This is a genomic window from Pseudomonadales bacterium, assembly GCA_024234165.1.
Classification (GTDB): domain Bacteria; phylum Pseudomonadota; class Gammaproteobacteria; order Pseudomonadales; family UBA5518; genus UBA5518.
Genome location: JACKOP010000005.1, coordinates 275,223 through 302,011 on the forward strand (window position 1 = coordinate 275,223; position 26,789 = coordinate 302,011).

Sequence of the window (26,789 nt, forward strand, 5' to 3'; positions counted from 1 at the left end):
CGGCGTGTGCTTCTTCAGCCAAGAGCTTTCCTCGACGCGACGCCGATCGGCAGCAGATCCATCAGGGTTCCCGGCCGACCGTCATGACCGCGGGATTATGCCCGCCATGGGCTGCTGGACGCGAGCCGCGCCCTCTATACTGCCGGCCGTCCGGCTGCCCGAAGCCGGCATCCCGGCATCCATGACCGACCAGGACACACCATGCAGCCGCCGACACGCGCTCCGAGTGCCGCCTACGCCAACTACGTGCTCGCCCTGTTGAGCCTGGTCTATGTGATGAACTTCATCGACCGGCAGATCCTGGCCATGCTGATCGAGCCGATCAAACAGGAATTCGGCGTTTCGGATACGGCACTCGGGTTGCTGTCGGGCTTTGCGTTCGCGTTCCTGTACACGCTTGCGGGAATCCCGATCGCGCGCTGGGCAGACCGCAGCTCGCGTACCCGCGTCATCACGCTGGCACTCACCATATGGAGCGTGATGACCGCTGCCTGCGGCCTGGCACGCAACTTCATCGAACTGGCTCTGCTGCGGGTACTGGTCGGCATCGGCGAGGCCGGCGGCAACCCGCCGTCGCATTCGTTGATCGCCGATTATTTTCCGCCACACCGGCGCGCCACGGCGCTATCGATATTTGCATGGGGTGTCTATGTGGGGTCTGCCATCGCGTTCCTCGCCGGCGGTTACCTGGTTGCCCACTACAGCTGGCGTACCGCATTCATGGTCGTCGGTGCGCCGGGCCTGTTGCTCGCGGTGGTGGTTGCACTGACGGTGCGCGAACCCGCACGTGGCGCCTCGGAACAACGCAGCGCCCCGCAGGCGCAGCCGCCGCTCGGTGAGGTGTTGCGCCATCTGCTGGCGCAGCGTTCGTTCATGTTCATCGTGCTCGGTGCGTCGATCCAGTCGCTTTCGGGCTATGGAGTGCTGACCTGGGGACCCACGTTTCTGTACCGCGTCCACGCGATGCCGTGGACCGAGATCGGCGTGTGGCTCGGCTGGATCATCGGTGTCGCGGGCTGCGCCGGAGCCTACGCCGGTGGCCGGCTCGCGGATCGCTTCGGCGCACGTGACGCCGCGTGGTACATGCGCCTGCCGGCGCTGCAGTCCTTGCTCGGCGTGCCGTTCGTGCTCGGTTTTGCACTGCTGCCGGCACAGCGTGACTCGATGCTGGCGTTCATCCCGTTCTATGCGCTGGGCGCCATGTACGTGGGGCCGATGTTCTCGATGGTGCAGGGGCTGGTGCCGCTGCGCATGCGTGCCACGGCTTCCGCGCTGCTGCTGTTCGTCGTGAACCTGATCGGACTCGGACTCGGGCCGCTGTCGGTCGGGCTGCTGAACGACTACGTGTTCGCCGCCGAGCACGGTGCGCTGGCGATCCGCTACTCGATGCTCGTGATCGGCGTGCTCGGCGGTGCGGCCAGCCTGCTGTTCTGGCAGGCATCACGTACGCTGGCCGCGGACCTCGCCCGCCAGCACGACTGAGTTCGCGCGCGGCACCGCCGCTTGCGGCGGCAGCGTGAGCCGCCGCGACCAGTCCTCGACCACGCCGCTCTCGAGCCGACGCGATGCAAGCAGGCGCCAGCCCTCGGACAGAACGGCGAGGTCGGCGATCGTCGCGAGCAGCACCCGGTTCAGGCAGTCGTGATACAGCACGTGCTGCAGCCGCGCCAGCGTCCACTCGGGATGCGGACGATCGTGCAGCTCGAGGCAATCGCCTGCGGCAATCGTGCCGGGCTGCAGCACCCGGTAGTACCAGCCCGTCAGCCCGCTGTCCTGCACACGCTCGGCCATGGCTGGCAGATCGAAGCGCAGATCGAGCTTCCAGCACGGCTGGCGACCCTGCGAAACCTGCAGGACGGCGCCTCCGAGCCGGTACACGTCGCCAACGCAGACCACGTCCTCGGTCATACCGAGAGTGACCAGGTTCTCGCCGAAGCCTCCTGCAACGAAACGCTCCGCTCGCTCCGGCAGCAGCGCACGCCAGCGCGCGTAATGCTCCAGCGCGTAGTGGTGCAGAGCCTTGTCGGGGCCGCCGTGATGGCGGGTGTCGGCCTGTCGATCTGCCCGCAAGCCGTTCACATCGGCGTAGCCATCGCGAACCGGCTGCTTGTCGATTGCGCTGCGTGCCTCACCGGAACCCAGCGGTGCGACGATTCCTGCGCGCAGCTCCCGCAGCACGATCCCTGCGCTCACGGCGCTGCCCCGGTTTCGGGCCACTCGGTAGATTCGGCGATTTTCACTACGGGACCCCATGCATGACGGCGGCATCGACATGATCGACATGATAGAGGCATGCGAGCCGTGGCGCGCTTCCCGTTTCTGCTTCTGTAGTCGGCATGTGGTCAGCGCTGTCGCAAGCCTGCGGCTTTGCTAGACTGCCTCTCGCATCGACAGACGAGGCGTACGGGTCTTGCGCCGACGAGCGCACCGCCCACCGGAGTTTTGCAGCGCAAGGCGAAACGCGAGGAGACCCGCGGCAGATGAGCACCACCGGCGTCGCCAGAGCGCAACCGACCTCGAGCGTCTCGTGGCGTGAGCATGTGCGCGCACACCCGCTGGTTGCCGGCGGACTTGCGATCGGCGTACTCGCCGTGTGCTTCCTGCTGGCGGAGAGTCTGGTCTCACTGAACGAAGGCGGGCCTTCCCGCGCGCTGGTGCTTGCCCTGTACGGCGGGACTGCCGGCTTCCTCACGACGGCCCTCGGCGCGTTGCCTGCGCTTTTGCTGCGCACCATGCCGCAGCGCCTCGCCGACACACTGATGGGAATGGCCGCCGGCATGATGCTGGCGGCAACCGCATTCTCGCTGCTGCTGCCCGGTATCGACGCCGGCACCCACATCCTGGGCAATGCACCGCTGGGCGCCTGCATCGTGGTGTTCGGCATGGCACTCGGCGTGCTGCTGATGCTGGGCCTGGAGCAGTTCACGCCGCACGAGCACGAGTCCACCGGACCCTGCGGCCCCGGGTATGCACGCTATCCGCGGATGTGGCTGTTCGTGTTCGCGATCGCGCTGCACAACCTGCCCGAAGGCATGGCGATCGGCGTGGCATTCTCACAGGGCAGCCTGCAGACCGGCTTGCCGCTCGCGGTTGCGATCGCGCTGCAGGATATTCCCGAGGGGCTCGCGGTGGCTCTTGCACTGCGCAGCGTCGGACTCCGCCCGGCACGCGCGGTGATGCTGGCAGCGCTGAGCGGCGTGCCCGAACCGCTCGGCGCGCTGATCGGCCTGGGCTTGGCAAGCGGTTTTCCGCTCGCCTACCCGATCGGGATGGGCCTGGCCGCCGGTGCGATGCTGTTCGTGATCTCGCACGAAGTGATTCCCGAAACCCACCGCAATGGCCACCAGACCCCCGCCACACTCGGACTGATGGTGGGCTTCGCCGTCATGATGGTGCTCGACACCACCCTTGGCTGAAGCTGCTGCGGCCATCGCACGGCAGCAGGCCGTCTGCGCGCACGCTGCCCTCAGTCGAAGGGTACCGGGCGCGGGGTCGCGTCCTCCGACGGCGGCAGGATCGGCAACAGCAGGCGAGGCTGCTCGCCGGTCAGCGTCTTCAGGAACGCCACGATGCTCGCATTCTCCGTCGCGCTGAACGTACGCCCCAGTTGCAGCCGCCCCATGATATCGACCGCCGCGCCGAGCGTATTCGCAGCACCGTCATGGAAGTACGGGTAGGTCAGTTCGACGTTGCGCAGGGTCGGCACCTTGAAGCTGAAGCGGTCGGAGTCCTTGCCGGTGACTGCCGAGCGTCCTTCTGCGTCCACCGCTGCCTTGTACGGTGCGACGACGCCCATTTTCTGGAACGAATTGCCGCCGACCGCCTCGCCGTTATGGCAGGCGATGCAGCCGCTTTCCTTGAACAGCTTGTAACCTGCCAGTTCCTGCTCGCTGAGCGCGCTCGCATCGCCCAGCAGCCACTGGTCGAAGCGCGAGTCCGGTGTCACCAGCGTCTTCTCGAACTCGGCGATCGCCTGCGTCACCTCGTCGATCGTGATCTTGTCGGTGCCGAACACCTGCCTGAATTCACGCACATAACCCGGAATCGACGCCAGTACGCTGACAGTGAGCTGGTGTGTGAACGCCATCTCCTTGGGGTTGGCGATCGGGCCACCCGCCTGTTCCTTGAGATCCGCTGCACGCCCATCCCAGAACTGTGCGACGTTCAGGCTCGAGTTCAGCACGGTCGGCGCGTTGATCGGCCCGCGCTGCCAGTTGTGCCCGATCGAGGTCGGGATGTTGTCGGTCCCGCCCATCGACAGGTTGTGGCAGGAATTGCAGGAAATGAACCCCGAACGCGACAGACGCGGGTCGAAGTACAGTTTCTTGCCGAGTTCGCTGAGCCCCAGATCGATATTGCGCGCCGGCTTGACCGGCTGGATGGGCTCACTGGCATAGCTGACGCCCTGCGCCAGCATCGCGCAGAACAGGGCGACACCCGCCGTGGCTTTCGAGTACTTCATGCTGTCGTCTCCTCATGACTTGATCATCTGGCAGCGATTGTCCACATCGGGACCCGACGATGCCAGAGCTTCGGATAACCGTCGCGCGAGCGCTTCAGAGTGCTGTCGCAATACACTGCGAAACATGAGGCAATGCCTTCACACCGGCGGGACGCCGTAAATGCCTCCCTGCAGGCTCGAGCGCAGCCTCCCTGCGGCGCACGCCCCCGATGCGACGGCATCTCGCCGCACGCTTGCGGCATCGACGATCGGGCGCTGTTTCGACTGCCTTTTCAGCCTCGTTGCCACGGGATGATCGCAGCCAGGCCGTCCTCGTCGATCACGCGCATGCGCACCCCGTAAACGGGCTCCAGTATCGCCGGCTGCAGCACCTCGCGCGCTGCTCCGCAAGCGATCACGGCACCGTGGTGAAGCAGCAGCACCCGATCACAGAAGCGTGCCGCCAGGCTCAGATCGTGCAACACCACCGCAACGGCGGTACCCCGCACGGCCCGCTCGGCGAGCAGTTCCATCGCGTGCAACTGGTGATACACATCGAGCGCCGCCACCGGTTCGTCGGCGAGCAGGATCAGCGGCTCGGCTGCCAGCAGCCGGGCGATCATCACACGCGTACGTTCACCGCCGGAGAGCTCGTTGACCAGGCGATGCTGCAGATCCTCGACTTCGGCATCCAGCAGCGCCGTGGCAACCGCCTCTGGGCCCGCCTCGTCGACGCTGAACCAGCCGTGCTGCCAGGGCAACCTTCCCAGCTCGACTACCGTACGCACATCGAGCGGCCAGTGCAGCGGCGCGGACTGCGGCAGATACCCGATGCGCCGACCGCGTTCTACGGCCGGCCATGCCTGGAGCTCCCGGCCATCGAGACGCACGCTGCCGCCGGCGGGATGCAGCAGCCCGGCCATCACACGCAACAGCGTACTCTTGCCCGCCCCGTTGGGACCGATGACGCCGAGCACTTCGCCTGCCGCGAGTTCGCACGACACGCCGGCCAGCACGGCTCGCAAGCCGAGGTGCACACGCACATCGTCGACGATCAGCGCACTCACGTCAGGCGTCCGCGCGCACCGAGCACGATCGCCAGAAACACCGGCGCGCCAAGCAACGAGGTGACCACGCCCAGCTTCAGCTCGCTGGCGCCGGGAAGGCGTTGCACCAGCACATCCGCCAGCAGCACCAGCAAGGCGCCACCAAGCGCACTCGGCACCAGCAAGCGCCCTGGCCGGTGCCCGACCAGCGGGCGCAGCACGTGCGGAACGACCAGGCCGACGAATGAAATCGTACCGCTGATCGCAACGGCGGCACCCACACCGATCGCAACCCCTCCCATCACTCGCCACGGCAGCGAACGGGCCCCGAAACCGAGCGTATGCGCGGTGTCTTCACCGAGGCTCAGCGCTTCCAGATAGCGGCGCGTCGACACCAGCGACACCACGGCGATCAGCATGAACGGCAGGCAGAACACCAGTTCGGCAAAGCTGCGGTTGGCCACCGAACCCATCAGCCAGTAGACGATCTCGTGCAACGCGTAGGGGCTGGGTGCGAGATTGAGGGCCAGCGCGATCGCGGCTGCAGCGAAGGCGTTCAGCGCCACGCCGGCAAGGATCAGCGTGGCAACCCGTGCGTGGTCACCGACCAGCACACGCAACAGCGCGAGAGCCGCGACTGCACCGACGATTCCGGCTGCCGGCAGCAGCAGCGAATGCTGTGGCACCAGCCCGAAATAGAGCACCAGCACGGCGCCGAGCGCGGCACAACTCGATGCACCCACCAAACCCGGCTCCGCAAGGGGGTTGCGCAGCATGCCCTGCAGCGCCGCACCGGCAATGCCGAGCGTCGCGCCGACTGCCAGCGCGGCGAGCGCACGCGGCAAACGAATCTCGCGCAGGATCAGCAGCGCCGTCGATTCCCGGCCGGCAACCCAGTCACCGAGTGCCGGCGACAGCAAGGCACCCGCCGAACCGGTATCGAGTGCCAGCAGGCCTGCGAGCACCAGTGCCACCGAGAGCGCAGGCAACAATGACCGTTCTGCCAGCACGCGCATCGCCGCTCAGCTCCCGGGACCCTGCGCGAGCAGCGTGGCGAGCGCGCTCTCGTGCCGCCCCAATGCTGGCTGGGTGCGCGCACTCGCACCGCGATAGCGGCGCAGGTACCACAGCAGCCCGAGCAGGCGGTACAACACGCGGGCACGGAACAGGCGCTCGATCGCGGCATCACCGATCGTCCCGTAGGCGAGCAGCAGACGTTCGCGGTCGAGCGTGCTGAAGTTGCACTCTTCCGCCAGCGTCGCGAGATCGACGAAAGGGTCACCGCGGGCAGCGTATTCCCAGTCGATGAAACGCAGTTCGCCGTCGGCCTCGAGCACGTTCTGCGCGGTCAGGTCATGGTGGCACAATGCGTCGCGGTAATTGCCGAAACGGTACTGCTCGAGCACATGGCGGGCTGCTGCAAGCCAGCGTCGCGCACGCAGCCAGCCACGCGCCTCCGCAGTGTGCAGCTCGCGGGCATAGATGCGGATCCGGTCGGCGATATTCACCGAAGGTACGTCCAGCTTCTGCCGATGCAACAGCTGCAATGCCACCGCAAGCCGATCGATGGTGTCGCCGGCGCCGAGCCCCTCGATGCGTAACGGCCGGCCTTCGATATACGCGGTCACCAGCGTCCCGCACGCAGGATTGCAATAGACGACCTCCGGCCCGAGCGCGATGCGTGCGGCGCGATCGAGCACGCGCCGCTCCACCTGACGATCGACACCGAGCTGTGCGGCCGCCTTTTCCGGAAAGCGTGCAACGTAGCGTCGTCCGGCATGGCGGATCAGGAAACTGCGGTTGCTGTGTCCGGAGCTGAACACCGCCTCGACTTCCGGCCGCTCGTCACCGTCCCCGGGACACCACTCGTCGAACAGATCGACCAGACGGCGCGGCAGAGTATGCTGCGGTTTGCTCACGATGATGACGTTGCCACTGGAAGTACCCGAACACGACGATCACAAGATAGACCACAAACAACAGCGCGGTGAGATGCAGTCCACGGTCCAGATACAGGTACAGCGAAACGGAATCCACCACCAGCCAGTACAGCCAGTTCTCGAGCAGCTTCTGCGCAACCATCCAGGTCGTGAGTACCGCCCCCCAGGTCGTGAAGGAGTCGAGGTACGGCAGCCGCCCCAGCCCGAACGCCGTCAATGCGCTGCCGGACAGCACCGAAGCACCGAGCAATACCGCCACGGCCAGCAGATGATTGCGCCAGGGCCAGGTGCGGATCGAAGGCGCCTGGTCACCCGTGGCCTTGCCACCACGCCAGTGCCACCAGCCATACACCGCCATGCCGAGGTAATAGACCTGCAGCGCCGACTCCATCGGCAACCCGACGTGCCAGAACAGGAACAGGTAGATCAGCGTGCTGCAAAACGCGGCGTACCAGCACCACAGGCTTTCGCGCATCGCAAGCAGCAGGTACGCAACACCGAGCACCACCGCGAGCGCTTCCCAGGCATGGCGGGCCGTCCAGAACGCCTCCACCCGCGCGCCTCAGGAGCCCAGGCGCACGTCGCCGGCGATGATCTTCGCCACCAGCACCGACTTGCCCCAGGTGGCCACGCTGTGCTCGAACTCCTGCGCCAGAACCGTGAGTACGTGCGTGCTCTCACCGAAAAGCTGGGTCGACAGCACACCGCGCGTCACTTCGATGCCTTCGCGCAACTGCACGCGGTGAATGAAATCGATGACGATCGGGATGAACTCTTCCTGCAGCGGATAGAGACTGATATCGACGGAGACCTGCATCTCATTTTCCTCTTTCGAAGTGATAGGCGACGCTGACGCCGGCCACACGCGGTGGACCGAACTGCCAGTACGGTTCGTTCACGTAGAACTTGCGCGGATCATTGCCGAAGTAGAAGCCGTGCACCGCGTAGTCCTTGTCGAGTGCGTTGCGCACCCAGGCACCGACCTCGAGAGACTCGCCACGCCAGCCGGCACCCAGGTGCAGCAGGCCGAACGCATCGCTCTTCTGATCGTCGGAATCGGAAAGGTAGTAAGCATCCTTGCCCTCGCATTCGAATCGAAGATACGCGTGCTGCAGCACGACGAGCTCTGCGCCCACGCGGAATTGCCACTTCGGCGCCTGCGCCTGCGCGCGGCCACTGCGATCGACGAAGCCGCGATCGGGGTCGTTGGCCACGAAACCGTCGATCCTGGTCTCGAGCAGGCCGAGCGAAGCGTCGATGCGCAGGCGCTGCGTGGCCTGCCAGTCCAGCGTCGACTCGAAACCGTAATTGCTGCCAGTGCCCGCATTGTCGATATAGCCTACGAACTGCTGTCCCTCGATGTACCACGCCTTCAGTTGCACGTCGCGCCGGTCCATGTAGAACAGCGCAACCGCCAGGCGCAATCCAGCGTCGGGGCGCGAGTATTTCCAGCCAATCTCGTAATTGTCGAGCGTCTCGGCGGCGTATTCGCTGCGCGTGGCGAGAAAGTCCAGGATCGTCGGGTCCAACCCGGCCTTGCGTGCCTTGCCGATCGCCTCGCCGTTCACGCCGCCAGCCTTGTAGCCGCGCGCAACCAGTGCGTACAGCATGGCATTCGCGCCCACGTCGTACTGCGCTGCGAGCTGCCCGCCACGCAGCCAGTCTGCCGGCCTTTCACGCAAGCCGAGCGAGTCCCGATAGCGTGCCTCGAAGCGCTGCACACGCAGACCGGCATTCAAGCTCAGTCGCTCGCTCGCCTGCCACTCGATCTCGCCGTATGCAGCGAGATGACCGCTGCGGTAGTCGCTGTTGAACTCTCCCGGCCCGTCGAGATCCCAGTCGTAAAACTCGCGCTCGAGTCCTGTGTCGCGCCGCGTGGCGTACACGCCGGCGACCCAGCCGAGCGCGCCCGGATGCCCTACGAGGCGCAGATCGAGACTGCGCGCTTCGGCTGTACGCAGGTAACGATCACTCGATGCGTACTCCCAGCCTTCGCATGCACTGCCATCGCACAGCCCGGGGTACGACCAGTCCTCGTCGTACGCGTAGTCGCTGCCGGTATCCATCCAGGTCGCGAGCAATTGCACGTCGAAGGCGGTTGCGCCACGCCACTGCGCACTGAACGCAGCCGCACTGCTGCGCTGGTAGTCGCGCCCTGGTTGATCGGACAGTGTGTGACGGTTGTTGTCGAGCGACCAGGCGTCATAGCCATTGTGCGCATCGACGTGCAACGCCGTCAGCCCAAGCTCCAGCATATCGCTCGCCTGCCAGACGAGCCGCGCGCGCAGCGTGTCTTCGTCGATGCGGGCGGTGTCGTCGCGCCGCAGGTAATCGTTCCTGGTGTAGCCGTCGCTGCGGTTGCGATGCAACGCGAGCCGCCCCTGCAGATCGGAGGTCAGACTGCCGCTGATCACCGCACCCAGCGTACTGCCGCCGTAGTCCGATACGCCGGCCTCGATGCGTGCGAGGGGTGTATGCGTCGGTGCCGCAGAGCGCAGATTGACCAGCCCCGCGAGTGCGCTGGCGCCGAAGGCGCTGCCCTGTGGACCACGCAGGATCTCCACCTGCTCGACGTCGAACAGCGTGCCGGCGTTGCCCAGCCCGCTGAAGTCGATGCCGTCGATGTACAACCCCACCGAGGGGTCGACCGGATCGACGAACTGGCTGCGCTCGCCGATGCCGCGGATCTGCACGAATCGCCCACGCGAAGCCCCGGCGCTGTAGTTCACGTTCGGCGCCGCGTTCAGCAACTCCTCGAAATGCCGCGCCTGCCGTTCCCGGATCAGCGCGGCGGGCAACACGCTGACGCTGGCGGCCACCGTATCCTGCGACTTCGGCAGCAGGCGTGCGCTAACCACGACCTCCTCGATGCGCTCCGCCGTTGCTGCGACGGACACGGAGACCACGCTCCACTGTGAAAGCACCAACAGCGCGCACACGACGCGCGGTGAAACAAAGGCACGATGCATCCGTGACCTCCCTGGCAGGAGATCCGGACCGGCTCTATGGATACGTGGACACGCAACGGAAGATGCGCACATTCCCATCCCTTCGCCGGCATTATCCGGATCAGGTTCAAGGGGTTCACCGGACCATTCCGGTGTCTCAGGCGTGACCCACCCCCAGGAGGCCCGGAGTATAACCCGGGTTTCCGGCGAACGGCGCGGGTTTTTCCGCCGGATGTTTTCCCAGCAGATCTACGAACGCACGCCGAGCCGGTCCATCAGCTCTGCCAGCCGCTCGATCTCGGCGAGATCGGCGGTGACCGGAACGAACATGATCTCGTCGACGTCGAGCGCATGATAGTCGTCGATCACACGACGCACAGCGTCTGCACTGGAACGCGTCATCGAACCGGCAACCAGGTTTGCCACGTTCTCGTCGGCGATCTTCAGATAGTCGTGCACGTACTGGCGCAGACGCGGCGCCGCAGCATCGGCCAGCGAGTGCCAGAACCCGGCCATGCGGTAGGGCCGGTCCGCGCGTCCTGCGGACTCCCACGACGCGTCAGCCATCTGCAGCATGTTCGCGACCTCGTGCTTTTCGCCGTTCATCGAGAATGCGTACACACCCTGCGCCCACTCGGCGGCGCGGCGCATGCTCTTGGGTCCCATCGCGCCAGCCAGAATCGGCGGCCCACCGGGCTGCACCGGCACCGGACCGACGGGGTCGGCACCCTCGAACGGCGGCACTCCGGCCCAGATGCGGCGCATCTCGGCGACCTGCGCGTCCATGCGTTCGTGGCGATGTGTAAACGTCGCACCCACTGCACGGTAGTCCTTCTCGCGCCCGCCGACACCGACCGTCACCGTGACGCGCCCGCCGGATACCACGTCGAGCGTGGCGATCTCCTTCGCCGCCCACACGGCCGAGTGCATCGGCAGCACGTACAGGGACGGCACGATGCGCACGCGCGTGGTCAGTGCGGCGGCTGCGCCGAGCAGGATGCGCATATCGCAGGTAGGGCCGGTGATGCGCTCCCCGCACGACAGGCTGTCCCACGGCCCGGCGTCGATCGCCCGGCACCAGGCGAGCAGCGTATCGCGATCGTAATCACGCTTCATGTATGGCAGGCAGACGCCGTAGCGCATCGCTGATCCTCCGTTGAAGTGGCGCGCGTCGATGATATCCGCCAGCCGCAGCGCCGTCTGCGTCCACGCAGGCGCTGCCGCGTTGATTTGTGATTGCGGGCAAGCTACTGTCGCGCCGTTCATCCCGCCCCGCAGGTCCATCGCCGTGTCCGCACCACGCAAGCCCCGCAATTTCGAGAAGGCGCTGGCCGAACTCGAAGCGCTCGTCGAACGACTGGAGCACGGTGACCTCAGCCTGGAAGAATCCCTGAAGGCCTTCGAGGCCGGCGTACGGCTGACGCAGGAGTGCCAACAGGCCTTGACGCAGGCGCGCCAGCGGGTGCAGTTGTTGACGGCACAGGACGGCGCCATGCACGCCGAAGCGTTTGGCGACGACAGGGACGTGGATCTGGGCGCGGAACGAGGCGACGTTGACGCAGACGACGATGGCTGACGTCCCCCGGCACGACGATCCGCTGCACGCTTACCGCCAACGTGCCGAAGCGGCGCTGGCGGCACTTTTCGACACCGCCCTGATCGGCAGCGGCGATCGACGACTGCACGCTGCAATGCGTTACAGCCTGCTTGCTGGCGGCAAGCGGCTGCGCCCGGTGCTGGTCTATGCCGCAGGCGACGCACTCGGCGGCAGCCGTGTCAGCGCCGCCGACACCGACCGCGTCGCCTGCGCGATCGAGTGCATCCACACCTACTCGCTGATCCACGACGACCTGCCGGCGATGGACGACGATGATCTGCGCCGCGGAGTTCCGACCTGTCATCGCGCCTTCGACGAGGCCACCGCGATCCTCGCCGGTGACGCATTGCAGGCGTTGGCCTTCGAACTGCTGTGCGCTCTCGAAGCGACCGACGACACACTGGCGCTGGCGCTGGTCGCAACGCTGGCACGCGCGAGTGGCAGCCGGGGCATGGTCGGCGGTCAGGCGATCGACATCGCCCACGTCGGGCGAGCGATCGATGCTGTCACGCTGGCGTCCATGCACGAACTCAAGACCGGGGCGCTGATCGGTGCCGCGTTGCACATGGGAGCGCTGCTCGGCGGAGCACGCGGCGCGGCGTTCGAAGCGATCGATGCTTACGCACGCGCACTGGGACTCGCATTCCAGGTGCAGGACGACGTTCTGGACGCCTGCGGCAGCGCGGCTGCACTCGGCAAGACACCCGGCTCCGATGCGGCGCGCACCAAGCCAACCTATGTCACCCTGCTCGGCGAGAGCGGAGCGCGTGCATTTGCGCACGAACTGTGCGCACAGGCGCTGGCCGCACTGACACCACTCGGCGCACAGGCCACACCGCTGGCGGACATTGCACGTTTCGTCGTCGAACGCGACCGCTGAGCGGCGCGCGACACCCTCTGCAGGCACACCACGCGACGCGATCGGTTAGAATTGCCACCCTTCCCGGCCCGTGCTGGCCGGTCCATGCGCAGGAAGCTCGCAGGCATGAAACTCTTCCAGGAAATCCCCGTGTCGCGTCCGTCCACGCCACTGCTCGACCGTGTGGATTTTCCATACGATCTGCGCGCGCTCGACGAAGCGGATCTGCGCCAGCTCGCAGACGAGCTGCGCGAGTACCTGCTCTATGCAGTGGGTCACACCGGGGGACATTTCGGAGCCGGTCTCGGCGTGGTGGAGCTCAGCGTTGCACTGCACTACGTGTTCGACACACCGCGTGATCGACTGGTGTGGGACGTGGGGCATCAGAGCTATCCGCACAAGATCCTGACCGGTCGGCGCGAGGAGATGCTGACGATCCGCCAGGCCGGCGGACTCGCCGCATTCAACAATCGCGCCGAGAGCGAGTACGACTGTTTCGGTGTCGGACACTCGAGCACCAGCATCAGCGCCGCACTCGGCATGGCGCTCGCGGCACGCGCACGCGGCGAAAGCCGCAGGGCGGTGGCCATCATCGGCGACGGTGCGATGACCGCCGGCATGGCGTTCGAAGCGTTGAATCATGCTTCACACACCGGCGCCGACCTGCTGGTGATCCTGAACGACAACCAGATGTCGATCTCGCGTAACGAAGGCGGGCTGGCGTCGGCCTTCGCGCGTCTGTGGGCCAGCCCCATCTACAACAACATGCGCGAGGGCGGCAAACGTGTACTGTCGCGGCTGCCGGGCCCTGCGCTGGAAATTGCGCGACGTACCGAAGAACACATGAAGGGAATGGTGGCCCCGGGAACGCTGTTCGAGGAACTGGGGTTCAACTATATCGGGCCGATCGACGGTCACGACCTGCCGTTGCTGGTCAGCACGCTGGGCAACGTGAGCGAGCTGAAGGGTGCCCAGTTACTGCACGTGATGACCGTCAAGGGCAAGGGCTTCGCGCCAGCCGAACGCGACCCGGTCGGCTACCATGCCATCGACAAGATCGATCCTTCACCACGTGTCGCGGGCGCCCGACCACGCGCGGTACGACCGAAGTACCAGGACGTCTTTGGTGCCTGGCTGTGCGACATGGCCGAACGCGACCGCCGCCTGATCGGCATCACGCCCGCCATGTGCGAGGGTTCGGGCATGGGGGCGTTCGCGCGGCGTTTTCCGGAGCGTTTCCACGATGTGGCGATTGCCGAGCAGCACGCCGTCACGCTGGCAGCCGGGCTCGCCTGTGAAGGCATGAAACCCGTCGTCGCGATCTACTCGACGTTCCTGCAACGCGCGTACGACCAACTGATCCACGACGTCGCGCTGCAGAACCTCGATGTACTGTTTGCGATCGACCGCGCCGGGCTGGTCGGCGAGGACGGTCCCACTCACGCCGGCAGCTTCGATCTCGGCTATCTTCGCTGTGTGCCGAACATGGTGGTGATGGCACCATCCGACGAGAACGAGACCCGCCAGTTGCTGTCGACGGGTTTCCTGCACGACGGGCCGGCTGCGGTGCGCTACCCGCGCGGCTACGGCCCAGGAACCACGATCGAACCGGCACTGGACGCACTGCCCATCGGCAAGGGTGTGGTGCGCCGGCACGGCCGCGAGGTCGCCATGCTCGCGTTCGGCTCGATGGTCGCGCCGGCGCTTGCCGCCGCCGCCGCACTCGACGCCACCGTGGTCGACATGCGCTTCGTGAAGCCGCTGGACCAGGCCCTGATCCTCGAACTCGCCGCCAGCCATGCGCTGCTGGTCAGCATCGAAGAGAACGCGATCGCCGGCGGAGCGGGCAGCGCAGTCGGCGAGTTCCTCACCGCGCACGACATCACGCTGCCGCTGCTCATGCTCGGTTTGCCGGACCGCTTCCTCGAGCATGGCAAGCCGGCGGCGATGCTGCACGACGCAGGGCTGGACGCCGAGGGAATCGAGGCAGCGGTACGCGCGCGTCTTGCCGCATCGCGGCAGGGCAGCCTGCAAGCCTCTGCCTGAAGTCTGCTTTCGCTTCAGCCGCCCGGGTCTTCCTGCATCCAGTGACCGAGCTTGCCTGCCTTGGTTTCGAGATAGCGCACGTTGTGCGGATTCTGGCCGGTGCGGATCGCAATACGCTCGACGACCCTGACGCCCATGTCCTCGATCGCGGCCACCTTGCGCGGATTGTTCGTCATCAGACGCAGTGCCGTGATACGCAAGTGGCGCAACATCTCCCGACAAATGCCGTAATCACGCATGTCGGCACCAAAGCCGAGCTTTTCGTTGGCCTCGACCGTGTCGGCGCCCTCGTCCTGCAGATGATAGGCGCGGATCTTGTTCAGCAGGCCAATGCCGCGCCCCTCCTGACGCAGGTAGAGCAACGCGCCGCGTCCTTCACGCGCGATCCGTTCGAGCGCGGTGCGCAACTGCGCTCCGCAATCACAGCGCATGCTGAACAGCGCATCGCCAGTCAGGCATTCGGAATGGATACGTGCGAGCACCGGCTCACCGTCGGCGACATCGCCCATCGTCAGTACGATGTGCTCCTTTTCGTTTTCGATGTCCTCGAAGCCGTGCATGTCGAACACGCCCCACGGCGTGGGCAGGCGCGACGAGGCGATGTAGCGGATGGACACTGCACGCGGCTCCGGCCGACAGAAAGGGGGGCGATTCTAGCAGTCAACCGCCGCGTGCCGCCAACGACGAACGGCCAACGACGAACGGCAAACGACGACGGATCATTTCTCGCCGAGATACAGCACTCCGTCCGCCTCGCGCAGCGTGACCCGTCCCAGCCACGACATGCCGAGCAGCACATCCGCCGGATAGTCACCCTCGATGACCGCCGCCGCGACGTTGCGCACCACGATTCCCGAGACCTCGACCCGATCGAGCAGCACCGACCAGGCAGGCACCACGCCAGCGGCGGTCTGCACCGAACTGGTCGTGCCGTGCAGCCGGTAGTCGATACCGAGACGACGCGCCTCGCGGGAGTTCATCGCAATCACGCTGGCGCCGGTGTCTACCAGCATCCGTGTCTGACGCCCGTTCACGGTAGCAGGGACCGCATACTGGTGACGCTCGCTGCGCGCGATCGCGACCTCGCGCCGCGCAGGTGCCACGAATCCACCCGTTCCACTGCGTCCCGGAGCGAGCGTCACGCGCCGACCCCCGACCTCGACCAGCGCCTCGCGTGCATTCGCCGCCAGCAGCTTCACGCCCTCGGGCGAGGTCTCACCCACGCGCAGCATACGTTGCGCACCGTCGATGGCGAGCAGTGCGCGCCCCTCGAACAACGCGCTGGCGACGATGTCCGTCTGGGCATCGCCAGCGGCTGCGCCCAACGCAAGCCATGCCGCGAGCAGGCATGCCGCCGGTCCGTGCCTGTAAGCTGATGCCCGCATCGTGCTCATGCGCCCGTGAAGTGCCGGTAGCCTGCACGCTGCGGCACGAAGCCTGCGGCGCGCACCCCCGCTCCCTGCTCGACGCGGCCGATGCGCGTGCACGCCAGTCCAAGCTCGTTCGCCATGGCCATGATTTCAGCCGCACGTGTCGGCGCCACCGTAAAACACAGCTCATAGTCGTCACCCCCGCCCAGCGCCAGCGAAAGCGCATCGTCACGGTCAGCGAGCTGAGCCAGCTCCGCTGCCAGCGGCAACCGGGCAGGCTCTACCACGATCGCGACACCACTGCGCTCGGCGATGTGTCCGGCGTCTGCAAGCAGGCCATCGGACACATCGATCGCCGCACTCGCCACGCCGCGCAACGCCGCACCCAGCGCAAGGCGTGGCTCGGGTTGCAGAAACACGCGCGCCGCGGCCGTCTCCACACTGCCTGCAAGGATGTGTCGCAGGCCGAGCGCCGCGAGCCCCGGCTGCCCGCTGACCCACAGTTCATCACCGGCACACGCACCGTCGCGACGCAACGCGCTGCCCGCCGGCACGGTTCCATGCACCTGCACCGTGATCGACAGCGGACCTCGGGTGGTATCACCGCCGACCAGCGCAATGCCGAAGCGCCGAGCGAAAGCCGCGAGCGCACCGCTGAAGGCAGCCAGCCAGGGCTCGTCCACCTCGGGCAGAGTCAACGCGAGCGTGAACCACGCCGGGCGCGCACCCATTGCAGCCAGATCACTGAGATTCACCGCGAGTGCACGCTGTGCCAGATGGGCCGGATCGAAGTCCGCCGGAAAGTGCACGCCAGCAACCAGCGTGTCGACCGAGATCAGCAGATCCTCGGCCGCAGGCACGCGCACGATGGCGCAATCGTCACCGATGCCGAGCACGACACCGGCGGCAGCAGGAACCGCAAAGCGTTCAGCAGCGAAGTAGCGCGCAATCAGCTCGAACTCGCCGAGCGCCACGTCTGTCTCCCTCAGCGCGTGCGCGCGCTTTCCGCCGCGCGCAGATCACGTGCGACCCGGTCGAGAACGGCATTCACGAAACGGTGGCTCTCGGTGGCGCCGAACTTCTTCGCCAGCGCCACCGCCTCGTTCAGCACCACGCGGTACGGAACGTCAGGCCGCCAGGCGAGTTCCCACGTGGCGATGCGCAGCACGGCGCGCTCCACCGGCCCCAGTTTTTCCAGCTCGATGTCGAGATGCGGTTCAAAGGCGGATTCCAGCTCCGCGAGGCGGGCCGGAACACCATGCAGGATTTCGTGGAAATAGTCGCAATCAGCGCCGCGAAAGTCGAAATCCTCGCTGAACTGACGCTCGATGTCGCTCAACGCATTGGCGCTGATCGCCCACTGGTACAGCGCCTGTACCGCATAGTGGCGCGCCTTGCGGCGTGCAGCGGCAAGCTGGCGTCGTTGCTGCTCCGGTGCGCTGTCAGTCAACGGGACGGTCTCCGCGAGAGCCTCACAGGCGGGCCAGCAGGCTGACCATTTCGAGGGCAGACAAGGCGGCCTCCTCACCCTTGTTGCCGGCCTTGGTGCCAGCACGTTCGATGGCCTGTTCGATGGTATCGACGGTCAGCACACCGAACGCAACCGGAACGCCGGTCTGCAGCGACACCGTCGCGATTCCCTTGGTGCACTCTCCGGCAACGTGCTCGAAGTGCGGGGTTCCACCACGGATCACCGCGCCAAGCGCCACGACCGCATCGTAGTTGCCGCTGCGGGCGACCTTCTGTACCACCAGCGGCAGCTCGAAGGCGCCCGGTGCGCGCACCAGCGTGATCCGCTCGGCTGCCACACCGTGGCGGCGCAGCGTATCCAGCGCGCCGGCGATCAGACTCTCGACCACGAAACTGTTGAAGCGGCTCGCCACCAGCGCAAACCGTGCCTGTCCCGGCGCGAACACGCCTTCCACCGTCCTGATCGCGTCCATTTGCCTGCCTTGCCGTGGGTATGCGAAAAGAGCGCCAATTCTGCCATCAAAAGCGCATGCCGACCATCAACGATAACGGCGCGGATCAATAGTCGAGATGCTCGACGATCTCGAGTCCGAAACCCGAAATTGCGCTGTAGCGCATTGGTGGGCCCATCAACCGGATCCTGCCGACGCCGAGCTGGCGCAGGATCTGCGAACCGACACCGACCACGCTCAGCGCATTGCGCGTGCGCACCAACCCGCCCACGGCACTTTCGCCAAGTGCAACCTCCACACTGGCGAGCAACTGTTCTCCGGTTTCCGGCTGCGCGAGCAGCACCAGCACCCCGCTGCCTTCGCGCTCGATGCGCTCGAGGCAGCGCGCTGCGTTCCAGTCACGCGCCCTGCCCGGCACATCGGTACCCAGCACATCGCGCAGTGCCGCCGTCTGCTGCACGCGCACCAGCGTCGCCGCATGCGCATCGATCTGCCCACGCGCCAGTGCAAGATGGACCTGACCGTCCTCGACATCGCGAAACACATGCAGACGGAACAGTCCCCGGGCCGTCTGCACATCACCCTCACGGATGCGCTGCACGGTAGTCTCGTGGTTCAGGCGGAACTGGATCAATCCGGCGATGGTCCCGACGCGCAATCCATGACGGCGTGCAAATGCAAACAATGCCTCACCGGTCGCCAGCGTGCCGTCGCCGTTCAGCACATCGACCATCACCGCTGCCGGTTCGAAGCCTGCGAGTCGCGCCAGATCACAGCCGCCCTCGGTGTGACCGGCACGCTTCAGCACGCCGCCAGGCTCGGCGCGCAACGGAAACACATGCCCGGGCTGCACCACGTCGCGCGGCTGCGCGCCGCGAGCAACGGCGACGCGAATCGTATGGGCGCGGTCGGCAGCCGAAATTCCGGTGCTGATACCCTCCGCCGCTTCGATCGATGCCGTGAACCGGCTCGCAAACGGGCCTGGCGAACCGCCAACCATCGGTGGCAACTGCAACTGCGCGCAGCGCTCGGCGCTCAGTCCCAGGCACACCAGGCCGCGCGCCTGGCGCACCATGAAGTTGATCTTGTCGGCGCCGATATCCTCCGCCGGCGCGAGCAGCACCCCGCCGAGTCGATCGTCGTCGTCGTCGACCAGCACCACCATCTCGCCACGGCGAAAGCTGTCGATCAATTCCTGTGTGGTATCGAACTTCATGATGCGTCAAAACCGTTGCGCCGCAGGAATTCACGGCTGATGCCAGTCACGGCCGGTCGTGCCGCCGCATCGCCGAGCAACAGGCGCTCGAGGTAGCGCGCGATCACGTCCACCTCGAGATTCACGCGCGTTCCTGCCCGGTAGTTGCCAAAAATCGTCTCACTGGCTGTGACCGGAATGATGTTGAGGTCGAAGTCGACACCGTCGACCGCGTTCACGGTCAGACTGACGCCATCGACGCAGACCGACCCCTTGTGCGCGATGTAGCGCGCGAGCGCCTGCGGCGCACGCACGCGATAGCGTGTCGAGCGCCCATCTGACTGCAGCGACACGACTTCCCCGACGCCATCGACATGACCGCTGACGATATGGCCGCCGAGCCGCTCCCCGACGGCCATTGCCTTCTCGAGGTTCACGCGCGAGCCGGTCGCCAGCGAACCCAGCGTGGTGTGCGCAAGCGTCTCCAGCGAAACGTCGGCCGAGTACCAGTCGTCGCCGCAATCGACGACAGTGAGGCAGACGCCGTTGGTGGCGATGCTGTCGCCATGACGCACATCCTGCATCCCGAGCTGGCCGCTGCCGACATGCAGACGCACATCACCACCGCGACGCTCGATCCTGCGCAGCTCTCCGATCGCCTGGATGATTCCCGTGAACATCCGAACTCCTGCCTCGCCCAAATGAATCCGCTGCCGCCCGCATCAGGCTGCTTGTGCAGCCACGCTGGCGGTGATCCGCCAGTCGTCACCGACTGCACTGACATCACTGATATGCAGCACCACCTTCTCGCCCATTGTGGTCAATGGCAGCTCGAACAGCGCTCGTGCCGAGCTGCCGAGCAGCGCCGGTGCGACGTAGAACACCAGCTCGTCGGCCAGCCCCGCACGCAGCACTGCGCCGGCAAGCGCCGCACCCGCCTCGATCAACACCTCGTTGCATTGCGCTGCCGCCAGGTATTCGAGCAGCGCGCGCAGATCGACCCGCCCGTCTTCGCCGGGAAGATGCAACAGCCTCGCGCCTGCGGCGGTGAGCGCTCCCTCTCGGACCGTGTCGGTACCGGCGGTGACGACGATGGCCTCGCCGGGCGGTCCGAGCAACCGTGCCGAGATGGGCGTGCGGGCCTGCGAGTCCACAACCACGCGCAGCGGCTGACGTGGCGCCTGCTCTTCGCCAGGATTCATGGCCAGACGCACGTCGAGGCGCGGGTCATCGTGCAGTACCGTACCGATGCCGGTGATGACCGCGCAACTGCGCGCGCGCAAGCGCTGCACGTCGGCACGCGCAGCCACACCGGTGATCCACTTGCTGCTGCCGTCGGCCATCGCAGTACGCCCATCGAGGCTCATCGCCAACTTGATCCGTACCCACGGCAAACCAGTCGTCATGCGCTTGAAGAACCCGGGATTCAGCGCGCGGGCCTCGCGTTCCAGCAAGCCACACTCCACCGTGACCCCAGCGGCACGCAGCAAGGCGATGCCGTCGCCGGCAACCAGCGGGTTGGGATCGCGCGTGGCAACGACGACCCTCGCCACCCCGGATGCGAGCAACGCTTCGGCGCACGGCGGCGTACGCCCATGATGGCTGCAGGGTTCCAGCGACACGTAGGCCGTGGCACCGGCAGGCGATTCGTGCGCCGCCCGCAGCGCCGCGACTTCCGCGTGCTCCTCACCGGCGCGGCGATGGAAGCCGCTCGCGATCACGTGCTCGCCGCGCGCGATCACGCAGCCGACGCGCGGATTCGGTGCCGTCGTGTACAGGCCACGACGCGCCAGCCCGATCGCGTGCGCCATGTGGCGGATATCGATGCTCGTCTGCACGTCCACGCCGGCAATCACCCCGCCGTGCCAGCAGAGCCTGCGTCCTGCTCCTCGGCCAGGCGTTCGATCTCGGCGCGGAATTCATTCAGGTCCTGGAAGCTGCGGTAGACCGACGCGAAACGCACGAAAGCCACGTGGTCGACCGCCTTCAACTGGCGCATCACCTCTTCCCCGACCACGCGCGAAGGCACCTCACGCTCACCGGTAGCGATCAGCGCGTGCTTGATCCGGCTCAGCATCTGTTCCACACGCTCGACGCTCACCGGGCGCTTTTCGATTGCGCGCACTATCCCCTGGCGCAGCTTGTCCTCGTGGAACGGTTCACGCACCCCGCTCTGCTTGATGATCCGCGGCAGCATCAACTCGGCGGTCTCGTAGGTCGTGAAGCGCTCGGAACAGCCGAGACATTCGCGGCGCCGACGCACCTGATCGCCATCGGCAACCAGCCGCGAGTCGATGACCTTGGTGTCGGCTGCGGAGCAGAACGGACAGCGCATGAACGGGAAAGTACGGATGGTGGCGAGGCGCGCATGGTAGCACAGCAAGCGTGAACGGCCGGAGCACGAGACTGGACGGCGTCCGCATGATCCAGCCCTGCATGATCCAGACGATGCCAACCGTTCAGCGCTTGCGGTAGACTCGGCAAAAACCACACTATCGAGAGGTGTTCAGCGTGAGCACGAAGAACGGCGACAGTCACAAGACCGTGTTCATCACCGGTGCCGCCGGAGGGCTTGGCGCGAGCACGGCCCGCTACCTGGCCGAGCACGACTGGATGGTATTTGCCGCAGACTACGATGCGAAGGCGCTCGAGGAGCTCGAGAACGAAACGAACATCTATCCGCTGCGCGTCGATGTCACCGACGCCCAGAGCTGCGAGGCGGCTCGGCGCAAGGTGGCGTCCATGTGCCGCGGACTCGACGGCATCGTGAACTTCGCCGGGATTCTCGCCGTCGGTTCATTGGTCGAAATCGACCCGGAGACGGTGCGCCGCGTGCTCGAGGTCAACGTGATGGGCACGGTAAGAGTGAACCACGCGCTGTTTCGCCACGTGCTCGCACGCAAGGGACGGATCGTGAATATCAGTTCGGAAACGGGCTGGCAGACGGCGATGCCATTCAATGGGCCCTACGCGATGAGCAAGCACGCGATCGAGGCCTACTCCGACGCGCTGCGTCGCGAGCTGATGTTTCTCGACATCCCCGTGATCAAGATCCAGCCCGGGCCGTTTCGCACCGGCATGGTGGCGAGCATCGAAGAGAATTTCGATCGCGTCACGAAGTCATCGAAATACTTCAAGGGCCTGCTGAACAACCTGAAGAAGGCGACCGTCAAGGAACAGGACAAGGCGCACGATCCGCTGCTGCTCGCTCGCACGGTCCATGACGCGCTGACCGACCGCTGGCCACGGGCTGCGTACTCGGTGAAGCCGGATCCGCAGCGCATCGCCTTGAACAAGCTGCCGGAGTGGTCGATCGATCAGGTGCTGAAGCGGCTCCTGCGCAACTGAGCAGGGATATCATTTGCGCCCGCGCAGCCGATCCGTATGCTGTGGCGCTCCGATCGACCAGGGTTCGCCAGAGGAACAGGGAATGGACGTGCGCAGGCTCACTGACGCCATCGCGGTCACCTCGCAGATTTCCGTGCCGGATGTCGCCGAGGCTGCGCGCCTCGGGTTTCGCACGCTGATCAACAACCGTCCGGACGGCGAGGATCCCGGTCAACCCTCGGCCCGCGAGATCGAGGCCGCGGCGCGTGCGGCGGGACTGGAGTACCACCATCTGCCGGTGACCATGGGTGCGCTCGGTGCGCGGGACGCACGCGCGTTCACCGCGCTCCTCACCCAGGCTCACGCACCGGTACTCGCCTTCTGCCGCAGCGGGACACGCTCGGCAATGCTGTGGGCGCTGACACGCGCCGGATACGGGGACACGGAACAGGTGATCTCCGTGGCTGCACGCGCTGGTTACGACCTGACTGGTCTGCGCCCTGTGCTCGAACACGGCATCTAGGTGCGCACGCCCGCGCTGCACGAGCGTGTTAGGATGCCGTGACAGCGACACGCAGAGGAGGCGAACCGATGCAAGGCGACAGACAGGTCATCCAGCACCTCAACAGGGCGCTCCGACAGGAGCTGACCGCAATCAACCAGTATTTCCTGCACGCCCGGATGTACCGCAACTGGGGACTCGCGCAGCTCGCCGACCACGAATACCACGAGTCGATCGACGAAATGAAGCACGCCGATCTGCTGGTACAGCGCATCCTGTTCCTCGAGGGACTGCCGAATCTGCAGGACCTCGGGACGCTGCGTATCGGCGAGAACACACGCGAGATCCTCGAAGCGGATCTCGCGCTGGAACTGGAGGCGGTCCCGCCGCTGCGCGAGGCGATCACGTACTGCGAATCCGTGCGCGACTTCATCAGCCGCCAGTTGTTCGCGGACATCCTCGAGGCAGAGGAAGAACACATCGACTGGATCGAAACGCAACTCGGACTGATCCAGCAGATCGGCATCGAGAACTATCTGCAATCGAAGATGTAAACGACGACGGGAGCTTCCGCATCGGTAGTTGTTGGTATTGCGAATCTATCTCATTTGAGATAACGTTCATCGCATCAGCCACCTCCATCGATAGTGGGAGCAGTGCGATGTATGTCTGCATCTGCAACAGCGTGACCGATCGCGACATCGCCAAGGCGGTGCACAACGGTGCGCGGACACTGGCGCACCTCGAATCCACGCTTGGCGTTGGAACCCGTTGCGGTCGCTGCCGCAACAAGGCGAGTGACTGTCTGCGTCGCCTGCAGCAGCAACAGGCGGCTCCCGCCGCTGCCCCCAGCGGGCTGGCATTCGCGCTGTCTGCCTGATGGCAGTGTGCCGACGACCCGTGGACGAACGGCAGGTACCGGCACGAACATGGCGCTGAAGCGCCCCACCTGGCCCACCGGGCAGGTGGTCGTCCTGGAGCACACGTCAAAGGTCCTCGCTGGCAATCCGCTCGGTGATCCGCACGCACGCCTGCTGCACGTGTGGCTGCCTCCGCAGTATCTTGCGGGCGCAGCGCACCGCCGCTTTCCGGTACTGTTCGATCTCGCGGGCTATCTCGGTTCGGGGCCAGGGCATCTGGCGTGGCGCGGTTTCGAGGAAAACCTCGCGGAACGAGCGGCACGACTGGTCCACGAGCGGCGCATGAAGCCGGCAATCCTGGTGTTTCCCGACTGCTTCACCGCGCTCGGCGGCAACCAGTACATCAATTCCTCGGCGATAGGCCGCTACGCCGATTACCTGACGCGCGAACTCGTGCCCTTCGTCGACCGCGAATTCCGCAGCATCGCCAGCCGCGATGGTCGCGGCTGTTTCGGCAAGTCCTCTGGCGGCTACGGCGCGATGGTGCATGCGATGAAGTATCCGCACTGCTGGGGTGCGGTTGCGAACCATTCAGGCGATGCGTACTTCGATTTCCTGTATCGCAGCGACTGGCCCAATACGCTAGACGAGCTCGCGCGTTTTCGCCAGCCTGCGCTCGAACCCGGCGCATGGCGCCCTGCTCCGGCGCATGCGGCACCGGGCACCGACGACGGGCGCGTGCGACGTTTCCTCGAACATGTCTGGCAGAAGCAGCGACTCGAGTCACGCGAATCGATGTGCCTGATGAACCTCGCGATGGCCGCAAGCTACGACCCCGACCCGCAGGCACCGAACGGATTTCGCGTGCCGTTCGACCTCGAAACCGGCGCGCTGCTGCCACAACGCTGGAGGCGCTGGCTTGCACACGATCCCGTACACATGGTTGCGCGCTACAGCGCGAACCTGAAGACACTGCGCGGCCTGTTCATCGACTGTGGCTGGCGCGATCAGTTCCACATCCATTACGGCTGTCGCCAGCTCGCGAGTGCGCTCGAACAGCACGGCGTCGACCACGTCTACGAGGAATTCGACGGCACGCATTCGGGCATCGACCATCGCCTCGAACGCAGCCTGCCGTTCCTGAGCCACGTGCTCGGCTGAAGGCTACGTGGCCGGTCTGATCGACTACCGCGCGCGATCGGCCATCAGCGCCGACTCCGGCCACTCCGGCGCACAACCCCGGCGCGACGCCCCGGGGTCCGGTGCTCGGGCGGCAACTCCGGCCCGGCCCTGACTGCGGCCAGCAATTCAGCGAACGAACCGTCCAGGCAGGACTCGTAGAACCCCGGATCCGGCATCATGTCGCGGCAACTCTGGAACGAGATCGCGATCTGCCCGGCATAGCTGGTCACGACCTGGAACAATCCGATGCTGTCCAGACACGGCCCGACACCGTAGGCACGCAGCAGGCGCGCACCCGCCATGTAGAGCGGCACCTGTGCACCCGGCACATTGGTCACGATGGTGTTGAAGATCGGGCGTGTGGCACCGAGCAGACCCGTCGCCGTGGCAGCGCGCAAGCCGAGCGCAGCCATCCGCGCCGGCATGCGATTGGTCCAGTCCGTGAGCAACCTCGCCCCGACCGCCCTGATATAAGCCTTCGATGCAACCGCCGCCTCGTGCACCTGAAGCAGCCGCTCGAGCGGGTCTGCGATATCGGTACGCAGTGCAATGCTCATCATCGAGACACGGTTGCCGCCGGCTCCCCGCTCCCCCTCCTCGCGCACATTGACCGGGGTGCCGGCAACCAGACTCTTCTGCGGTAACTCGGTCTTGTCGAGCAGGTAGCGGCGCATGGCTCCCGAGACGACCGCCAGCATCACGTCGTTCACCGTCGCGCCGTCGATGCTGTCCTTGATCTCGGCGACCTCGCGCAGCGACATCGTGATGGCGCCGAACACCCGATGCGCCGATACGTGGCCGTTGAAGCGCGTGCATTCCTTGCGGCCCAGCGATTGCAGGCGACGCTCGCGCAACCCCTCGCGCACGCGCAGCCAGGCCGGGACCGAACGGCCCAGCATCTCGATCACGCCGATCGGCTGGTGCACGAGGCTGCGCCCGAGCAGGCGCAGCACATCGAACTCGTCACCGGCATCGCGTTTCGGGTGCGGCGAGCGGGGTTCCTGCGCCTGCGCGGCCTGCGGGCGCGGCTCGAGATCATGCAGGGCGGCGACGATATCGACTCCCGACGCCCCGTCGATCGCCGCATGGTGAACCTTCAGGAACAGCGCAAAGCTGCCTGGCGGCAGGCCTTCGACGTTGTCCAGCCCTTCGATCACGTACGCCTCCCAGAGCGGATGCGCGCGATCGAGCGCACGCGAATGCAGTCGTGCGATCTGGATGCAGAACTGGCGCCAGTCTCCCGGCTTCGGCAATGCGATGTGCCGCACGTGGAATTCGATGTCGGGATCTTCCGCGTCGGTCCAGAACGGGTGATCGATGTGCAACGGCACCTGCACGAGCTTGCGGGTGAACACCGGCGAACGATCGCTGCGCTCGCGGAACATGCGCAGGATATCCTTGAATCGTACCAGGCCACCGCGCGCGGTCGCCGGATCGTAGATGAGCACCGTGCCGATATGCATCGGCGCATTGTCGGTTTCCGCGTACAGGAACATCGCATCCTGACCGCTCAACTGCTGCATGAGACGTCTCCGCAAGCGATGTCATATGGCT

The 26,789-nt window shown here is 65.9% G+C and carries 29 protein-coding genes and 1 riboswitch; of the genes, 10 read left to right on the forward strand and 19 right to left on the reverse strand.

Annotated elements, in window-relative coordinates; all coding sequences use genetic code 11:
- Positions 1–201 precede the first annotated feature (201 nt).
- Entirely contained in the window at positions 202–1,482 is a 1,281-nt protein-coding gene (locus H7A12_16305; protein ID MCP5322344.1) for an MFS transporter, read from the forward strand.
- On the opposite strand, the gene H7A12_16310 is transcribed toward H7A12_16305, so the two are convergent.
- Complete coding sequence (locus H7A12_16310; GenBank protein ID MCP5322345.1) at positions 1,441–2,253, reverse strand: MOSC domain-containing protein; 813 nt, start codon at positions 2,251–2,253, stop codon at positions 1,441–1,443. The two genes, H7A12_16305 and H7A12_16310, sit on opposite strands and share 42 nt — an antisense overlap.
- A 227-nt stretch (positions 2,254–2,480) precedes the next feature.
- Between H7A12_16310 and H7A12_16315 the strand changes: the two genes are divergently transcribed.
- A complete protein-coding gene (locus H7A12_16315) occupies positions 2,481–3,416 on the forward strand; it encodes a ZIP family metal transporter (GenBank protein MCP5322346.1) in 936 nt (311 codons plus the stop codon).
- A gap of 50 nt (positions 3,417–3,466) precedes the next feature.
- Here the strand turns inward: H7A12_16315 and H7A12_16320 are convergent, their stop codons facing one another.
- From H7A12_16320 to H7A12_16355, 8 genes are all read right to left on the reverse strand, one after another.
- Entirely contained in the window at positions 3,467–4,462 is a 996-nt protein-coding gene (locus tag H7A12_16320; GenBank protein ID MCP5322347.1) for a cytochrome-c peroxidase, read from the reverse strand.
- A 272-nt stretch (positions 4,463–4,734) separates the two neighbouring features.
- A complete protein-coding gene (locus H7A12_16325) occupies positions 4,735–5,508 on the reverse strand; it encodes an ABC transporter ATP-binding protein (GenBank protein MCP5322348.1) in 774 nt (257 codons plus the stop codon).
- On the reverse strand, positions 5,505–6,503 hold the full coding sequence (locus H7A12_16330; protein ID MCP5322349.1) for an iron ABC transporter permease: 999 nt from the start codon (positions 6,501–6,503) through the stop codon (positions 5,505–5,507). Before H7A12_16330 ends, H7A12_16325 begins: the two co-directional genes overlap by 4 nt.
- 6 nt (positions 6,504–6,509) lie before the next feature.
- Positions 6,510–7,406 carry a phosphotransferase family protein gene (locus H7A12_16335; GenBank protein ID MCP5322350.1) on the reverse strand — a complete coding sequence of 299 codons (897 nt, stop codon included), beginning with the start codon at positions 7,404–7,406 and terminating at the stop codon, positions 6,510–6,512.
- Complete coding sequence (locus tag H7A12_16340; GenBank protein MCP5322351.1) at positions 7,333–7,980, reverse strand: nicotinamide mononucleotide transporter; 648 nt, start codon at positions 7,978–7,980, stop codon at positions 7,333–7,335. Before H7A12_16340 ends, H7A12_16335 begins: the two co-directional genes overlap by 74 nt.
- A gap of 9 nt (positions 7,981–7,989) precedes the next feature.
- Entirely contained in the window at positions 7,990–8,244 is a 255-nt protein-coding gene (locus H7A12_16345) for a hypothetical protein (GenBank protein MCP5322352.1), read from the reverse strand.
- Between the two features lies 1 nt (position 8,245).
- On the reverse strand, positions 8,246–10,396 hold the full coding sequence (locus H7A12_16350; protein ID MCP5322353.1) for a TonB-dependent receptor: 2,151 nt from the start codon (positions 10,394–10,396) through the stop codon (positions 8,246–8,248).
- 59 nt (positions 10,397–10,455) lie between these two features.
- Positions 10,456–10,561: riboswitch (TPP riboswitch) on the reverse strand.
- Positions 10,562–10,624: 63 nt separating this feature from the next.
- Complete coding sequence (locus H7A12_16355) at positions 10,625–11,518, reverse strand: LLM class flavin-dependent oxidoreductase (protein MCP5322354.1); 894 nt, start codon at positions 11,516–11,518, stop codon at positions 10,625–10,627.
- A 31-nt stretch (positions 11,519–11,549) separates the two neighbouring features.
- On the opposite strand from H7A12_16355, the gene H7A12_16360 reads away from it, so the two are divergent.
- The 3 genes from H7A12_16360 to dxs all read left to right on the forward strand — a co-directional run bounded on the left by H7A12_16360 (position 11,550) and on the right by dxs (position 14,877).
- Positions 11,550–11,951, forward strand: coding sequence for an exodeoxyribonuclease VII small subunit (locus H7A12_16360; GenBank protein MCP5322355.1), 402 nt, complete (start codon positions 11,550–11,552; stop codon positions 11,949–11,951).
- Positions 11,944–12,852 (forward strand): polyprenyl synthetase family protein, encoded by a 909-nt coding sequence (locus tag H7A12_16365; protein ID MCP5322356.1) that lies wholly within the window; start codon positions 11,944–11,946, stop codon positions 12,850–12,852. Before H7A12_16360 ends, H7A12_16365 begins: the two co-directional genes overlap by 8 nt.
- 105 nt (positions 12,853–12,957) lie before the next feature.
- The gene (gene dxs / locus H7A12_16370; GenBank protein MCP5322357.1) at positions 12,958–14,877 is read left to right on the forward strand and encodes a 1-deoxy-D-xylulose-5-phosphate synthase; all 1,920 of its coding nucleotides are present in this window, start codon (positions 12,958–12,960) and stop codon (positions 14,875–14,877) included.
- A 14-nt stretch (positions 14,878–14,891) separates the two neighbouring features.
- On the opposite strand, the gene ribA is transcribed toward dxs, so the two are convergent.
- The 9 genes from ribA to nrdR all read right to left on the reverse strand — a co-directional run bounded on the left by ribA (position 14,892) and on the right by nrdR (position 21,699).
- Positions 14,892–15,494: a GTP cyclohydrolase II gene (ribA, locus tag H7A12_16375; protein MCP5322358.1), complete on the reverse strand. Its 603-nt coding sequence runs from the start codon at positions 15,492–15,494 to the stop codon at positions 14,892–14,894.
- A gap of 102 nt (positions 15,495–15,596) precedes the next feature.
- The gene (locus tag H7A12_16380; protein ID MCP5322359.1) at positions 15,597–16,262 is read right to left on the reverse strand and encodes a TIGR02281 family clan AA aspartic protease; all 666 of its coding nucleotides are present in this window, start codon (positions 16,260–16,262) and stop codon (positions 15,597–15,599) included.
- A gap of 5 nt (positions 16,263–16,267) precedes the next feature.
- Positions 16,268–17,221 (reverse strand): thiamine-phosphate kinase, encoded by a 954-nt coding sequence (gene thiL / locus H7A12_16385; protein ID MCP5322360.1) that lies wholly within the window; start codon positions 17,219–17,221, stop codon positions 16,268–16,270.
- Positions 17,222–17,232: 11 nt separating this feature from the next.
- Positions 17,233–17,697, reverse strand: a complete 465-nt coding sequence (gene nusB / locus H7A12_16390; protein ID MCP5322361.1) for a transcription antitermination factor NusB — start codon at positions 17,695–17,697, stop codon at positions 17,233–17,235.
- Positions 17,698–17,719: 22 nt separating this feature from the next.
- Positions 17,720–18,190 (reverse strand): 6,7-dimethyl-8-ribityllumazine synthase, encoded by a 471-nt coding sequence (gene ribE, locus H7A12_16395; GenBank protein MCP5322362.1) that lies wholly within the window; start codon positions 18,188–18,190, stop codon positions 17,720–17,722.
- Between the two features lie 85 nt (positions 18,191–18,275).
- The gene (gene ribB / locus H7A12_16400) at positions 18,276–19,385 is read right to left on the reverse strand and encodes a 3,4-dihydroxy-2-butanone-4-phosphate synthase (GenBank protein MCP5322363.1); all 1,110 of its coding nucleotides are present in this window, start codon (positions 19,383–19,385) and stop codon (positions 18,276–18,278) included.
- The gene (locus H7A12_16405) at positions 19,382–20,044 is read right to left on the reverse strand and encodes a riboflavin synthase (GenBank protein MCP5322364.1); all 663 of its coding nucleotides are present in this window, start codon (positions 20,042–20,044) and stop codon (positions 19,382–19,384) included. The genes ribB and H7A12_16405 overlap by 4 nt, the downstream gene beginning before the upstream one ends.
- 42 nt (positions 20,045–20,086) lie before the next feature.
- A complete protein-coding gene (gene ribD, locus H7A12_16410) occupies positions 20,087–21,175 on the reverse strand; it encodes a bifunctional diaminohydroxyphosphoribosylaminopyrimidine deaminase/5-amino-6-(5-phosphoribosylamino)uracil reductase RibD (GenBank protein ID MCP5322365.1) in 1,089 nt (362 codons plus the stop codon).
- Positions 21,176–21,216: 41 nt separating this feature from the next.
- Positions 21,217–21,699: a transcriptional regulator NrdR gene (gene nrdR / locus H7A12_16415; protein MCP5322366.1), complete on the reverse strand. Its 483-nt coding sequence runs from the start codon at positions 21,697–21,699 to the stop codon at positions 21,217–21,219.
- Between the two features lie 176 nt (positions 21,700–21,875).
- Here nrdR and H7A12_16420 point away from each other — a divergent pair, with 176 nt between their 5' ends.
- The 5 genes from H7A12_16420 (at position 21,876) to H7A12_16440 (ending at position 25,214) form a co-directional block, all read left to right on the forward strand.
- Positions 21,876–22,712 (forward strand): SDR family NAD(P)-dependent oxidoreductase, encoded by an 837-nt coding sequence (locus H7A12_16420; protein ID MCP5322367.1) that lies wholly within the window; start codon positions 21,876–21,878, stop codon positions 22,710–22,712.
- Between the two features lie 82 nt (positions 22,713–22,794).
- Positions 22,795–23,214 (forward strand): TIGR01244 family phosphatase, encoded by a 420-nt coding sequence (locus H7A12_16425; protein ID MCP5322368.1) that lies wholly within the window; start codon positions 22,795–22,797, stop codon positions 23,212–23,214.
- A 68-nt stretch (positions 23,215–23,282) separates the two neighbouring features.
- A complete protein-coding gene (gene bfr, locus H7A12_16430; GenBank protein MCP5322369.1) occupies positions 23,283–23,747 on the forward strand; it encodes a bacterioferritin in 465 nt (154 codons plus the stop codon).
- Positions 23,748–23,854: 107 nt separating this feature from the next.
- The gene (locus H7A12_16435) at positions 23,855–24,073 is read left to right on the forward strand and encodes a (2Fe-2S)-binding protein (protein ID MCP5322370.1); all 219 of its coding nucleotides are present in this window, start codon (positions 23,855–23,857) and stop codon (positions 24,071–24,073) included.
- Positions 24,074–24,122: 49 nt separating this feature from the next.
- Entirely contained in the window at positions 24,123–25,214 is a 1,092-nt protein-coding gene (locus tag H7A12_16440; protein MCP5322371.1) for an enterochelin esterase, read from the forward strand.
- A gap of 44 nt (positions 25,215–25,258) precedes the next feature.
- Here the strand turns inward: H7A12_16440 and H7A12_16445 are convergent, their stop codons facing one another.
- Positions 25,259–26,758 (reverse strand): wax ester/triacylglycerol synthase family O-acyltransferase, encoded by a 1,500-nt coding sequence (locus H7A12_16445; protein MCP5322372.1) that lies wholly within the window; start codon positions 26,756–26,758, stop codon positions 25,259–25,261.
- Positions 26,759–26,789 lie beyond the last annotated feature (31 nt).